Consider the following 13511-nt stretch of genomic DNA (forward strand, 5'->3'; position numbering starts at 1 on the left):
CTGATCAGATTTCGTTAGCAGCCGGCGCCATCATGGCGTCGCTGCCACTGCGAATGCCTTCGGCCAGAGACACGGTCTTTGGCAACAGGCGGTCGAAGTAGAAGCGAGCGGTCTTGACCTTACCGGTATAGAAGCCGGAGGTGTCGCCCTCGGCTTTCGGAGCCGCGGCTTTGACCACTTTGGCCCACATAAACGCCAGTGCGGTGTAGCCGAACATGTCGAGGTAGTCGACGGCAGCGGCACCAATGGCTTCAGGGTTGTTAGCCGCCTGGTTTACCACGTGCTCGGTGACGTCTGACAGGCGCTCCAGGGAGGCCGCCAGCGGCTCAAGGTAGGGGCGCAGAGCTTCGTCGCTGCTGTTGGCTTCGATGAAGGCGGCAACGTCCTGGGCGAACAGTTCGTACAGTTTGCCCTGGCTACCCACCACTTTACGACCCATCAGGTCCATGGCCTGGATGCCGTTGGTACCTTCGTAGATCTGGGTGATGCGGCAGTCTCGGACCAGTTGCTCCTGGCCCCACTCACGGATGAAGCCGTGGCCTCCAAAGACCTGCTGGCCGATGATGGTGGTGTCCAGACCGCGATCGGTCAGGAAGGCTTTGGCGACCGGAGTCAGCAGGGCAACCATGCCTTCAGCGTGCTTGCGCTGTTCGTCGTTGTCGGAGTACTTGGAGATATCCAGCCACTGCGCAACGTAGGTAGAGAAGGCACGACCACCCTCTACGTAGCTCTTCATGGTCATCAGCATGCGGCGCACGTCCGGGTGCACCAGAATCGGGTCAGCGGCCTTTTCAGGCTGCTGGGCACCGGTCGGCGCGCGGCTCTGGATACGCTCGTTGGCGTATTCGCGGGCGCTCTGCAGGGACGCTTCGGCGGCACCAATGCCCTGGATGCCCACACCCAGGCGCTCGTAGTTCATCATGGTGAACATGGCGGCCAGGCCTTTGTTTTCTTCACCAACCAGCCAGCCTTTGGCACCATCAAAGTTCATCACGCAGGTGGCGGAGCCTTTGATACCCATCTTCTTCTCGATGGAACCACAGCTGAACTGGTTACGCTCGCCCAGGGAACCGTCGTCGTTCACCATGAACTTGGGCACCAGGAACAGGGAAATCCCCTTCGGGCCTTTCGGCGCGTCCGGCAGTTTGGCCAGCACCAGGTGGATAATATTCTCCGCCATGTCATGCTCGCCCCAAGTGATGAAAATCTTGGTGCCGGTGATGTTGAAGGAGCCGTCGTCGTTCGGTTCAGCTTTGGTCCGGATAATACCCAGATCGGTTCCGGCGTGAGGCTCAGTCAGGTCCATTGCACCAGACCAGACGCCGGAGTACATATTCGGCAGGTACTTTTCTTTCAGCTCCTGGCTGCCGTGGGCGTCCAGGGCCAGGCAGGCGCCGGCGGTCAGCATCGGAGCCAGACCAAAGGCCATGTTGGCGCCCTGCATCATTTCTTCAAACTGGGCCACCAACGTCTTGGGCATACCCATACCACCGAAGTCCGGGTTACCACCCAGACCGTTCCAGCCACCTTCCACGATGGTCTGGTAGGCTTCTTTGAAGCCTTCCGGAGTGGAAACCTCGCCTTCGTTCCACTTACAGCCCTGTTCGTCGGCTTCACGGTTCAAGGGCGCCAGTACGCCGCTGGTGATCTTGCCCGCTTCTTCAAGGATGGCGTCAGCGGTGTCGGGGTCTACGTTTTCTGCAATCTTTGGCAGTGACGCCCACAGGGAGGGTGCGTCAAACACTTCGTTCAGAACGAAACGCATGTCACGAAGGGGTGCCTGATAATCAGCCATGTAAAACTCTCCAGAAATTCAGTCAGTCACTTGGGGGGCGGTGTTGATGCCTCTTCTGTTGGAGGTCGGAGCCCACCCGCTCGGCTATGTGTCCGAAACAAGGTTGTTGTTCTATGGCGCGCTATTCTACCTCAAAACACGCCGGCAACTCATGAAAAAAGCCCGCCTCCTGCGGGAGAACGGGCTTTCTCTGTGCCATCAACCAGATAGCAACCCCGCCTTAGATGGCGAAGGCTTCTTCCGGCATGTCCAGCAGGCTGTCTGCACCGGCCAGCATGGTTTCTGCGTGAGTCCGGGTGCGCGGCAGCAGACGCTTGAAGTAGAAGCGTGCAGACTGAACCTTGGCGTTGTAGAACATCTCCTCGGAGGTGCCTTCGGCCATCTTGTCCAGAGCTACCTTGGCCATGCGGGCCCACAGGTAAGCGAAGACTGCGTAACCGGAGTACATCAGGTAGTCCACAGCAGCAGCACCGACTTCCTCGCGGTTCTTCATGGCGGTCATACCAACCTTCATGGTCAGATCGCCCCACTCCTTGTTGATCGCAGCCAGCGGCTCGATGAACTCTTTCAGCTGCTCGTTGTCGGCGTTCTCCTTGCAGAAGACGTGAACCTGCTTGGTGAACACTTTCAAAGCTTCGCCCTGGGTCATCAGAACCTTACGGCCCAGCAGATCCAGCGCCTGAATACCCGTGGTACCCTCGTAGATCATGCCGATGCGGGAATCACGAACGTTCTGCTCCATGCCCCACTCGGTGATGAAGCCGTGGCCACCGAAGACCTGCATACCCAGGTTGGCAGACTCGTAACCGATCTCGGTCAGGAATGCCTTGGCGATCGGGGTCAGGAAGCCCAGCAGCGCGTCAGCGTGCTTGCGCTCTTCCTCAGTCTTGCCAGAGTGAACCACGTCCACTTGCTGGCCAGCCAGGTAGATCAGAGCACGGGCGCCTTCGGCCACAACTTTCTGAGTCAGCAGCATGCGGCGTACGTCCGGGTGCACGATGATCGGGTCAGCGATGCCGTCCGGATTCTTCGGACCGCTCAGGGAACGCATAGCCAGACGCTCCTTGGCGTAGGCCAGGGAACCCTGGAAGCCCAGCTCGGCAGAACCCAGGCCCTGGATAGCAGTACCGATACGGGCAGTGTTCATGAAGGTGAACATGCAGTTCAGGCCTTTGTTCTCCGGCCCGATCAGCCAGCCCTTGGCACCGTCGAAGTTCATCACACAGGTCGCGTTACCGTGAATACCCATCTTGTGCTCCAGGGAGCCACAGGAAACCGCGTTGCGCTCACCGGCAGAACCGTCTTCGTTCGGCAACTGCTTGGGCACGATAAACAGGGAGATACCCTTGGTGCCTTCCGGAGCACCCGGCAGACGAGCCAGTACGATGTGAACGATGTTCTCAGCCATGTCGTGCTCGCCGGCAGAGATGAAGATCTTGGTACCGGTGATGCTGTAGCTGCCATCAGCGTTCGGCTCGGCCTTGGTGCGCAGGGTGCCCAGGTCAGAACCACAATGCGGCTCGGTCAGACACATGGTACCGGTCCACTCACCGCTGATCAGCTTGGTCAGGTAGGTCTGCTTCTGCTCTTCAGTGCCGTGGGCTTCGATCGTGTTGGTGGCACCGTGGCTCAGGCCCGGGTACATACCCCAGGACCAGTTAGAGGTGCCAACCATTTCGCTGATAACCAGGCCGATGGAATGCGGCAGGCCCTGGCCACCGTAGTTGGGATCGGCAGTCATGGACGGCCAGCCACCTTCAACGTACTGCTGGTACGCTTCTTTGAAGCCGGTCGGGGTTTTCACGCCGTCTTCGCTCCAGGTACAGCCCTCCTGGTCACCCACCTGGTTCAGCGGAGACAGTACCTGCTCACAGAATTTCGCACCTTCCTGGATAATGGCATCGACCATATCCGGAGTTGCATCTTCGGCACCTTCCAGATTGGCGTAGTGCTGCTCGCTGTTCAGCAGCTCGTTCATTACGAATTTAATGTCACGCAGGGGCGCTTTGTATTCAGGCATGGAATCCACCTCGGTTCTGGGTCTCAGCTGAAACGGGTTTACAGCTTCTGGCCTCGGGTTTGCTCAGACACCATGATGCACCGCATCACGGCCTTAATTAAACACTTGTTTGAAACATACGTTTTGAGGCACAGAATTGTCAATAGCCTTGACTGAAATTTGTGTTGGTTTTGTGTTCGATCAGTAAATTTTCAGGGCAGAAATGCCCGGAGAAAACGGGAAGACAAGGAGAAAGGCCAGACGAAGCGATCAGGCGAACAGGGAAGTCACAGACTCGGAATAGCGGGAGTCGCCAGCCATGGCAGAGACATTGCGGTAGCTCTCTTCCGCCTCGCGGGAACGGGCACTGCGAGCATCACCCTGGCTTCCCTCAACACTGGCAGAGGCTTCCGCCGTCCGGGATTCGCCCTCACCTGCCGCCAGCTCCGACTGTGCCTGCAACATGGTCTGCATGGCCTGGGCGGCAACAGCGCGATCCTGACCGGAGGGCTGGGCAGGCGCCATGGCAGCAGACCGCACCACGCGCATTTTTTCAATGGTGGCCTGAGGATCCCCCGCCACCGGCGAAACATCAATGGGAACTTCACCGCCTACCGCATACTGGGCGCCATCCGGCCCTCGCTGGTAGGTAAACGACATAGCACCCGCGTACTGCCCACCAGCAGCCTGATGCGCCGCCTCGTGAGCACGCACTTCCCTGTCCCGGGCTTTGAGATCAGTCAGCTGCTTCAGCTCTTCATCTGTCAGGCCTTGCGGATTCTCGCGCGCGTCGGAGCGTGATTCGGAAGACTGGTCGGATTTTCGTCCTTCGGAAGACTGCTCAACCGGTTTTGAGGTTGATGAAGTATCGCCAGTGGCAGGCTTTTCACCGGAAGCCTCCGGTGTTCGGCCACTGCCTGCGACCGGCGTGGACGCACCGGTGGGAGAGCCGGAGAAGATGGGAGCGATTGAGGAGAATACGTTCACAGAAACCTGGCTCAGGCGCGAATATCCAGCAGGGTACCCAGCGTTTCATCGGCGGTTTTAACGACCTGAGCAGAGGCCTCGACGCTGCGCTCGTATAGTTTCAGGTCGATCATGGGTTCCACCAGATTTCCAGCGCCCTCCGCTGAGCCCTGAGGACCGTCAACGCCACCTCGGGCAATTTTCCGGGCCGCGTTCTCCATGCCCACCATGCCGTCCTGGATACCCTGAATCCCGATAGCAAGTGTGTTGTTAATCATGAGCAGCCATTCCTGTGACGAACCTTTGACCTGATTAACTCACATTTCTGGTCAATTTTCAATCAGCGGTGTGATGTTCAGATACCGAGACAGGATCGCCGGCATCTCGGCGGTATCGGTATTTTCCAACCAGGGAAGCACACCGAGGCAAGGCGCGCCGAGGTGGGTGGACAGGTAGTTCAGGGTATCCTGTTCGCAACTCATCACCTGTTCTTCGGGATGGTTACCTACCCAGCCTGCAACAACCAGTCCGTCGGCGCGAATCGCTTCGGCGCTGAGCATGGCATGATTGATACACCCCAGTTGCAGCGGCACAACCAGTATCACCGGCAGTTTCAACTCTCCCGGCACCGCTGCGTAGGTTTCCCGATCATTGAGTGGTACTTGCCAGCCACCGGCGCCTTCGATCAGCAGAAGATCGGCGGGGCGGATCTGCATGCCACGACAAAACCCGACGATTCGCTGGGCGGTGACCTGTTTTCCGGCCTGCTGGGCAGCTACGTGGGGGGCAATGGCTGGTTCCAGGGCGATGGGGTTGATGGTGTCGTACGGAAGTTTTTCGGTGATGGCGGCCTGCAACATCAGGGCGTCTTCGTTTCTCAGGCCTTCAGGTGTCTGGTCGCAGCCGGAAGCGATAGGCTTCATGGCCAGGGTACGTTTGCCGGCGGCTTTGGCTGCCTCGAGAATGGCGGCGGAGACAATGGTTTTGCCGACGCCAGTGTCGGTGCCTGTAACGAAATAAGTGTGTTTCGCCATTATTTTTCCTGTGGTTGGTGCAAGGTGAGGATGGAGAATTCACTTTCGCCAGTAGAGCCATCCTGCTACATAACTTGCTGACACCAGGCCATCCGCGCTCGTCGGATAGGCACGACACATCGCCCGAAAGCGCCCCGGCGCCGTCACCGTCCGCCGGCGCTCTTCCCCTTTAAACACCGCCCCGAGTTCTTTCAACTCACGATTGAGGTGCATGGGCGACTGGTACGGCAGTGAGATGGTTTCAGTAACCTGTTTTGCGTTTGGCAGAACCGTCTCCACGAGGGCTTTCCACTGCGTTTCCGGAACAAAGCGGTTTACGTGCGCCTGTCCCGGATCGGCCTCGGCCCAGGCCTGCTTCAATTCAGACAAGGTGCCGTCTAGCAGTGTCGATATGGCCAGTCGTCCGCCAGGCCTGAGAATTCTGCGGCACTCCCGAAGGATCAGTTCCGGCCGGGCGCTCCACTGAATCATCAGATTACTGAAGATCAGGTCAACGCTGTTATCCGCCAACGGAATCTGTTCGGCATCAGCGTGTAGCCAGTAGATTGCTCCCGGGCTCCGATTCGCAGCCTCAGCCAGCATGCCTGGTGAAAGGTCTGCGCCGGTAACTGCGGAATGGGGGTATTGCTCCGCTAACTTCCGGCTAAACCAGCCGGTTCCGCAGCCCAAATCAAGAACCGATTCGGGCACTGGCGTGTCTGCAAGCTCGGCGAGCATGGCGTCGCCCATGATTTTCTGTAGGCGGGATGCACCGTCGTAGGTGGCACTGGCGCCCCCGAACCCCCGGGCGATGGACTGCTTGCTTCCGGTTCCGCCTTCCGCCTGAGCCGCTGGTTCGATTCGGGTATAGATGGTCATAGTGCTGGCTCCCGGGCCACGGCCTCACTCAGGATGGAACGGCTCTTCGCCAGGGCCTGCAGCAAACGGTCAACATCGGCTTCGGTATGGGCGGCGCTGAGCGTAACCCGCAAGCGGGCCTCGCCCTCCGGCACCGTGGGCGGCCGTATCGCCGTTACCAGCAGCCCCTCATCCTCCAGTGCGCGGCTGAGCGCCAACGCGGTCCAATTATTTCCGATCATGATGGGCTGAATGGGCGTTCGGGATGACATCAGCTCATAACCCAGATCCTGAGCACCTGCCCTGAATTGCTGAATCAACGCGTCAAGATGAGCGCGTCGCTCATCACCGCTCTCAACAGCATCCAGGCTGGCGCAGGTTGCCGCGGCCAGTGCAGGCGGCATGGCGGTGGTGTAGATATAGGTCCGCGCCTTCTGTACCAGGTAGTCAATCAACACGTCAGAGCCAGCGACAAAGGCCCCGGAGGTTCCCACGCCCTTGCCCAGAGTACCGATCAACACCGGCACATCCTCCTGGCACAACCCGGCTTCCAGCACGCTCCCCCGGCCCTGTGGCCCGAGAACACCAATGCCATGGGCATCGTCCACCACCAGAAGCGCATCGTGAGCCTTACAGACGCGAGCCAGTTCCGTGAGTGGCGCAATGTCTCCATCCATGCTGAACACGCCATCGGTAACCACCAGTTTGTGGCCGGAGGTTGCTGAGAGCATGGCTTCCAACGCGGCCACATCACCGTGAGCATAGCGGCGCACGCGGGCACGGCTGAGAATGCAGCCGTCAATGATCGAAGCGTGATTCAGTCGATCCGAGAAAATGGTATCGCCACGGCCCGCCAGTGCGGAAATGACACCCATGTTTGCCATGTACCCGGTGGAAAAAAACAGCGCCGAACTCCGCCGAGTGAACGCTGCCAGCCTCTGCTCAAGGCGATGATGGGCCTCGTGGTGGCCGCAAACCAGATGCGAAGCAGCTCCGCCCAGGCCCACTTCCGGCAGCGCTTGCTCCAGCGCCCGCATGTTTTCGCCATGACTGGCCAGGCCCAGATAGTCGTTACTGCAGAACGACAGCAACGACCGGCCATCCGCCGTCAGCGTCGGCTGCTGGGGGCCGGCGATCAGGCGGCGGGTTCTGTACAACCCGGCCTGCTTTCGTTCTTCTATCTCTTTGGCGAAGTCACGCATGCGGAATCACGCAGACTCCCGGGTCGCGTCGTAAAACATGTGCCGTGTGGCCTCATATTCCACCGCCTCGGCAATGGCCTCTTCCTCCTGCTCCTCGGTAACGCACTGCTCCCGCTGCTCCGGCCGGATGCCCAGCTTGCGGAACAACTGCATGTCCGCATCCGCCTCCGGGTTCGAGGTGGTCAGCAGTTTCTCACCGTAGAAAATGGAGTTGGCTCCCGCCATGAAACAGAGTGCCTGCATCTGCTCATTCATCTGCTCACGGCCCGCGGACAAGCGTACATGGGAAGCCGGCATCATGATTCGGGCGACGGCGATAATGCGAATGAAATCAAATGGGTCCAGATCTTCCACATCTTCCAGCGGCGTGCCCTTCACCTTCACCAGCATATTTACCGGTACACTCTCGGGGTGCTGGGGTAGGTTGGCCAGCTGAACCAGAAGACCAACGCGGTCATCCTCATCTTCACCCATACCCATGATGCCGCCGCAACAGACCTTCATGCCGGCCTTGCGCACGTTATCGAGCGTATCAAGACGGTCCTGGTAGGTACGGGTCGTGATGATGTGGTTATAGTATTTCTCGGAGGTATCCAGGTTGTGGTTGTAGTAATCCAGGCCGGCATCTGCCAGCTCCCGGGCTTCCTCTTCTTTGAGCATGCCCAGTGTCATACAGGTTTCCAGGCCCAGGGATTTCACCTGGCGGACCATATCCAGAACGTAGGGCATGTCTTTCTTTGACGGGCTACGCCAGGCGGCACCCATGCAGAACCGGGATGCCCCTTTTTCTCTGGCAACGCGGGCCTCAGCCACCACCTTCTCGATTTCCAGCAGCTTCTCCTTTTCAAGCCCGGTGTTGTAATGACCACTCTGCGGGCAATACTTGCAGTCTTCAGGGCAGGCACCGGTCTTGATCGAGAGCAGCGTGCTCACCTGAACCTCATTCGGGTCAAAGTGCTCCCGGTGGATGCTCTGGGCGCGAAACAGAAGATCATTGAACGGAAGATTGAAAAGCTCGCGAGCTTCCTGAAGCGTCCAGTCGTGGCGGGTAGCGGTGGCAGTCATGTGAGAGTCCTGTTAACCTTTCCGGGATTTTTGGTTTACGGATAAACCGCGATGATAAACGGACTGATCTCGCTGTCAACCTTGACAAAGGTTAAGGTTAACAACTCAAGACGCGCCGGACGCTGCGTCACCTGCCTCGCAGGCGCTGCCCAGGATGGCCTTTGCCAGGACTGCCGGAACGACCTGCCCGCCAACCGCTGGTGCTGCCAGACCTGCGCGCTGCCCTTGCCCTTTCCAACCCCGGATGGACGTTGTGGCGAATGCCAGGCCTCACCACCGTGCTATAGCCGTTCGCTGATCCCCTGGCGTTACCAGTTCCCGGTTGATGGCATGATCGGCCGCTACAAATACCACGGCCAGCACAAATTCGCGCGACCATTACTGGCGGGTTTTACCGACTACATTGAGCATCATCTGGCAACCGAGGGCCGGCCGCAGGTTCTGATCCCCGCCCCCATGCACTGGACCCGGCGCTGGCAACGGGGCTTCAATCAGGCCCAGGATATTGCCGAGGCGGTGGGAAGGCGGCTGGACCTGCCTGTCAACGCCCGTCTGGTGCGACGAACGCGACGAGTTCACGCACAACGGAAACTGAACCGGACAAGCCGACTGGCCAATCTTCAGGGGCTGTTTGAGGTTACCGGACCGGTGCCGGCAAATGTCGCCATTGTCGATGATGTGGTCACCACCGGAGCCACCGTTCGCGAGCTGGCATCGGTGCTGACCAGAGCGGGAGCCAGGGACATCCAGGTCTGGGCACTGGCGCGCACACCCGGCTGATCAATTGTCCAGTTTTGTCAGCACGTGTCCGGCGATGGCCAGACAGGAGGTGAGTCCGGGCGACTCAATCCCGAACAGATTGACCAGGCCACCAACACCATGGTCCTCAGGGCCATCGATGCGGAAATCCGCAAAGCCGCCATCCGGGCCCGCCAGTTTAGGGCGAATGCCCGCATAAGCCGGCTGCAGACGGGCCTCGTCCAGGGACGGCCACCAGCGCCGGATACTGTCGGCAAATCCACGAACACGCTGCGGATCGACCCGATAGCTTTCCTCGTCTATCCATTCCACATCCGGCCCAAACCTGGCCTGGCCAGCCAGATCGAGAGTCAGATGAATGCCGAGTCCACCGGGTTCGGGTATGGGATAGATCAGCGTATTGAATGGATGGCGGCCACTGAAGCTGAAATAAACACCACGGGCCAACCATTTTTTCGGCCGCGCACGCTCTGGCAACCCCGACCACAGCCCCGCAAGTGCCGGGGCACCAAGTCCAGCGGCGTTAATCACCTCCCGAGCCTTCAGTAACAGATCTCCGGCTTCACCCACCTTAAGAACATGCCCCTCAGGACCGGATTCGGCAGACACCACCGGGCTGTTGAACGCAATCTGGCCACCGGCGTCTTCCAGTTCACCCTGCAGCGCCAGCATCAGGCCATGGCTGTCCACAATCCCGGTTTCCGAAGACCAGAGCCCGGCAGTGGCCCGGATTGAGGGCAATTGGCACGCCATCGCGGCGCCCTCATATAACGCCAGGGACACACCGTTTCGGCCCGCCTGCGCCTGAATGCCAACAAGACGTTCGGCCTGCGCGGCATCACTGGCGATGATCCACTTGCCGCATTTTCGGTGCGCCACTTTGTGGCTGGCGCAGTATTCATAGAGCTGTTGTCGGCCTTCCACGCACAGCCGGGCTTTGAGGGAGCGCTCCGGGTAATAGATTCCGGCATGAATGACTTCGCTGTTGCGAGAGGATATGCCTTCACCAATGGCGGCACCGGCTTCCAGCACCAGCACCTCCCGCCCGGAACGGGCCAGCGCCCGCGCAATGGCAAGCCCGACCACGCCGGCACCGATCACCACGGTCTGTATACTGAACTGCTCCTGGGCCACTCTGCTTTCCTCTACCCGGTTCTCTGGTCGGGAAATTACCGCAGATCAACGCCGGTTGCATTACCTGCCCGCCAAGAACCGTTATACTTGCCCCAAGACAGAACGAACGCAGGGAGCCTGGCGATGTCTGATCGAAAACAGTTTATTACCGTTATGGTGGTTGCCGCGCTTTTTGTCGGCTGGATTGGCTGGCGCGGCTTTGAAGTGACCCACCTGAACGCGCAACTGAAAGAAGACAGAACCGTCGCCAGTTACCCGTACCAGCACCGGGTATTGCGGGTAGAGGGAGATACTGCCGTCATCAGTTCTCTTCGATCCCACTCGGTATCGACCCAGAAGGCCCTGACCGCCGTGTTCCCGGGCATGCGCCATCTGGCGGATACCCATCGTGAATGGCAGAAAGCTGAACGGGAGCTTGCTCAGGTTCAGGCCAGAGCCGGGGATCTTGTCCTGGCCACCGGGCGGGTCAACCGCATTCGCTGGGAGCTGGACGAAAACTGGTACCATCTGCAATCCATGAAAACCCGATACGACACCACATTCTGAGCCCTATGCAGACTGAACCTCCGGCGATCACCCCGTCCTCGCATCCCTACGATGCCCTCACCCCGGAAGTCATTCTGGATGCCATTGAGGCGGAGGGATTCGAGGTCAACGGCCGGCTCTTTGCCCTGAACAGCTATGAGAACCGCGTCTATCAGGTCGGCATTGAAGACCAGCCACCGGTAATTGCCAAATTCTACCGTCCAGACCGCTGGCCGGATTCGGCGATTCTGGAAGAACACGAATTCACCCTGTCACTGCAGGAGGCCGGAGTTCCAGTGGTTGCCCCTTTGGTGCTGCCGGGCGGGCATTCCCTCGGCCAGTATGGGGATTTCAGATTCGCGGTATTTCCGCAGCGCGGCGGCCAGGCCCCGGATACCAGTGTGACCGACACCCTGTATCGACTTGGCCAGTGGCTGGGGCAGATTCACAACATTGGTGCCCTTAAACCCTTTGAGCACAGGCCCGGGTTTGATCTGTTGGCGGGGCTGGAACAGAACAACCAGGTGCTGGTGGAAGGTAACTGGATTCCCGATGATCTCAAACCGGCCTGGAACTCCCTGATTCCGGACCTGATCGCCAACTGCCGCGAACGGATAGCCGAAGCCGGCCCGGTAGACACCTTACGTATTCACGGTGATTGTCACGCCGGCAACATACTGTGCCGGGATGAAACCATGCTGTTTGTGGATCTGGACGACTGCCGCACGGGTCCGGCGGTTCAGGACATGTGGCTGCTTCTGAACGGAGACGCCAGTGAACGGGGCGCCCAGCTTGGCGAATTGCTTGAAGGCTATGAAATGTTCCGGGATTTCAATCGTCGCGAACGCCACCTGATTGAACCCTTGCGATGCTACCGGCAGATCACCCACTGCGCCTGGCTGGCAAGGCGCTGGGAAGATCCGGCGTTTCCGAGATTCTTCCCCTGGTTTTCACAGCCGCGTTTCTGGTCAGACCAGATCCTGTCTTTACGGGAACAGCTGGCCGCGTTACAGGAACCGGCCATCAGCCTGCCGGGCCAATTCTGATTTTCCGACACGAGGTACCCATGAGCGATAACGAACAGCGTTTCACAGCCAAGAGCCTGATTGTGACCGGAGTTGCTGCCATCGTCGGCACGGTACTGGTGCTGGAAGCGTCTGGCCGGATTGATCACTCCGACAACAAGGACCACGCTCCGGTGGGTGAATTTACCGCCATCCACGTCAAACCCGGCGAAACCTTCCGTATGTCCCGAAAATCCTCGGAGCTGCATGCCGTTTGTGAAAACGGTTACCTGGCCATTGCCGCTGACGTCGACCCATCCTTCCGGGGCATCCTGGTCGATTACAAGAACCGGGGGGTTCGCTGCGCACGGCCGTCCCCTACCGACAAGGATCTGGCGACACCTCGCCCCGATGAGCGCGAGGCCGGAGCGGGCGATGAGTAATCGTACGCCCCCGGAGCAACTGACCGACCGGTTATTTGCCACTGAGCGCAATCCCGAGGATTTTCGCTTTGACGCGTCCGTCGCCCGGGTGTTTCCGGACATGATCCGCCGCTCTGTCCCCGGCTACACCACCATCATCCCGATGATTGAGGTGATCACGGAACAGTACGTTCAGCCGGGCTCACATTGTTACGACCTGGGCTGCTCGCTCGGCGCGTCCACGCTTGCCATGCGCCATGGCATCCCCTACCCGGACTGCACCCTGGTGGGCGTGGATAACTCCGAGGCCATGATTGAGCGCTGCGAGCATTATGTCGCCCTGGATGACCACGACCTGCCGGTAACACTACTCTGCGAGGACATCCTGAGCACCGAACTGAGCAATGCCTCAGTCACCACCCTGAACTTCACGCTGCAGTTCGTGCCGCCCGAGCAGCGGTTGGCCCTGCTGACCCGTATCGGCGACGCCACCCTGCCCGGCGGCGTGCTGGTTCTGTCCGAGAAGATCCGATTTGAATCCGACGCGGAACAGGCCATCCAGACCCGCCTTCATCACGAGTTCAAGCGGGCCAACGGCTATTCGGACCTGGAAATCAGCCAGAAGCGTGCCGCCATCGAGAAAGTACTGATCCCGGAAACCCTGGCAGACCACCGGGATCGATTGCAGCGCGCCGGCTTTGACCAGGTACTGGTGTGGTACCAGTGCTTCAACTTTGTCTCGATGCTGGCCATCAAGAACTCCTGACTT

At 59.4% G+C, this 13511-nt stretch carries 14 protein-coding genes; 5 read left to right on the plus strand and 9 right to left on the minus strand.

Annotated features, from left to right (window positions below; translation table 11 throughout):
• Nucleotides 1–4: 4 nt before the first annotated feature.
• From C7436_RS06615 to bioB, 8 genes are all read right to left on the minus strand, one after another.
• The gene (locus tag C7436_RS06615) at nt 5–1795 is read right to left on the minus strand and encodes an acyl-CoA dehydrogenase C-terminal domain-containing protein (RefSeq protein ID WP_114434186.1); all 1791 of its coding nucleotides are present in this window, start codon (nt 1793–1795) and stop codon (nt 5–7) included.
• Nucleotides 1796–2015: 220 nt separating this feature from the next.
• Nucleotides 2016–3815 (minus strand): acyl-CoA dehydrogenase C-terminal domain-containing protein, encoded by a 1800-nt coding sequence (locus tag C7436_RS06620; protein WP_014422136.1) that lies wholly within the window; start codon nt 3813–3815, stop codon nt 2016–2018.
• 249 nt (nt 3816–4064) lie between these two features.
• A complete protein-coding gene (locus tag C7436_RS06625; RefSeq protein ID WP_022991406.1) occupies nt 4065–4781 on the minus strand; it encodes a putative metalloprotease CJM1_0395 family protein in 717 nt (238 codons plus the stop codon).
• Nucleotides 4782–4792: 11 nt separating this feature from the next.
• On the minus strand, nt 4793–5038 hold the full coding sequence (locus tag C7436_RS06630) for a flagellar basal body rod C-terminal domain-containing protein (RefSeq protein ID WP_011786197.1): 246 nt from the start codon (nt 5036–5038) through the stop codon (nt 4793–4795).
• Between the two features lie 51 nt (nt 5039–5089).
• Complete coding sequence (gene bioD, locus C7436_RS06635; RefSeq protein ID WP_121207137.1) at nt 5090–5794, minus strand: dethiobiotin synthase; 705 nt, start codon at nt 5792–5794, stop codon at nt 5090–5092.
• Between the two features lie 39 nt (nt 5795–5833).
• A complete protein-coding gene (bioC, locus tag C7436_RS06640; RefSeq protein WP_121207138.1) occupies nt 5834–6652 on the minus strand; it encodes a malonyl-ACP O-methyltransferase BioC in 819 nt (272 codons plus the stop codon).
• A complete protein-coding gene (bioF, locus tag C7436_RS06645; protein ID WP_121207139.1) occupies nt 6649–7833 on the minus strand; it encodes an 8-amino-7-oxononanoate synthase in 1185 nt (394 codons plus the stop codon). The genes bioC and bioF overlap by 4 nt, the downstream gene beginning before the upstream one ends.
• Before the next feature lie 6 nt (nt 7834–7839).
• Nucleotides 7840–8898 (minus strand): biotin synthase BioB, encoded by a 1059-nt coding sequence (gene bioB / locus C7436_RS06650; protein WP_121207140.1) that lies wholly within the window; start codon nt 8896–8898, stop codon nt 7840–7842.
• Nucleotides 8899–8949: 51 nt separating this feature from the next.
• Between bioB and C7436_RS06655 the strand changes: the two genes are divergently transcribed.
• Nucleotides 8950–9678, plus strand: a complete 729-nt coding sequence (locus C7436_RS06655) for a ComF family protein (protein ID WP_114434180.1) — start codon at nt 8950–8952, stop codon at nt 9676–9678.
• Here C7436_RS06655 and C7436_RS06660 read toward each other — a convergent pair whose 3' ends face one another.
• Nucleotides 9679–10791, minus strand: coding sequence for an NAD(P)/FAD-dependent oxidoreductase (locus C7436_RS06660; RefSeq protein ID WP_114434179.1), 1113 nt, complete (start codon nt 10789–10791; stop codon nt 9679–9681).
• A gap of 123 nt (nt 10792–10914) precedes the next feature.
• Between C7436_RS06660 and C7436_RS06665 the strand changes: the two genes are divergently transcribed.
• The 4 genes from C7436_RS06665 to cmoA are packed head-to-tail and all read left to right on the plus strand — an operon-like array spanning nt 10915 to nt 13508.
• Nucleotides 10915–11337 (plus strand): hypothetical protein, encoded by a 423-nt coding sequence (locus C7436_RS06665; protein ID WP_114434178.1) that lies wholly within the window; start codon nt 10915–10917, stop codon nt 11335–11337.
• Nucleotides 11338–11342: 5 nt separating this feature from the next.
• A complete protein-coding gene (locus C7436_RS06670) occupies nt 11343–12362 on the plus strand; it encodes a serine/threonine protein kinase (protein ID WP_114434177.1) in 1020 nt (339 codons plus the stop codon).
• Nucleotides 12363–12382: 20 nt separating this feature from the next.
• Nucleotides 12383–12763, plus strand: a complete 381-nt coding sequence (locus C7436_RS06675) for a kinase (protein ID WP_114434176.1) — start codon at nt 12383–12385, stop codon at nt 12761–12763.
• Entirely contained in the window at nt 12756–13508 is a 753-nt protein-coding gene (gene cmoA / locus C7436_RS06680; protein WP_114434175.1) for a carboxy-S-adenosyl-L-methionine synthase CmoA, read from the plus strand. Before C7436_RS06675 ends, cmoA begins: the two co-directional genes overlap by 8 nt.
• Nucleotides 13509–13511 lie beyond the last annotated feature (3 nt).

Source organism: Marinobacter nauticus, assembly GCF_003634635.1.
Taxonomy (GTDB): Bacteria; Pseudomonadota; Gammaproteobacteria; order Pseudomonadales; family Oleiphilaceae; genus Marinobacter; species Marinobacter nauticus.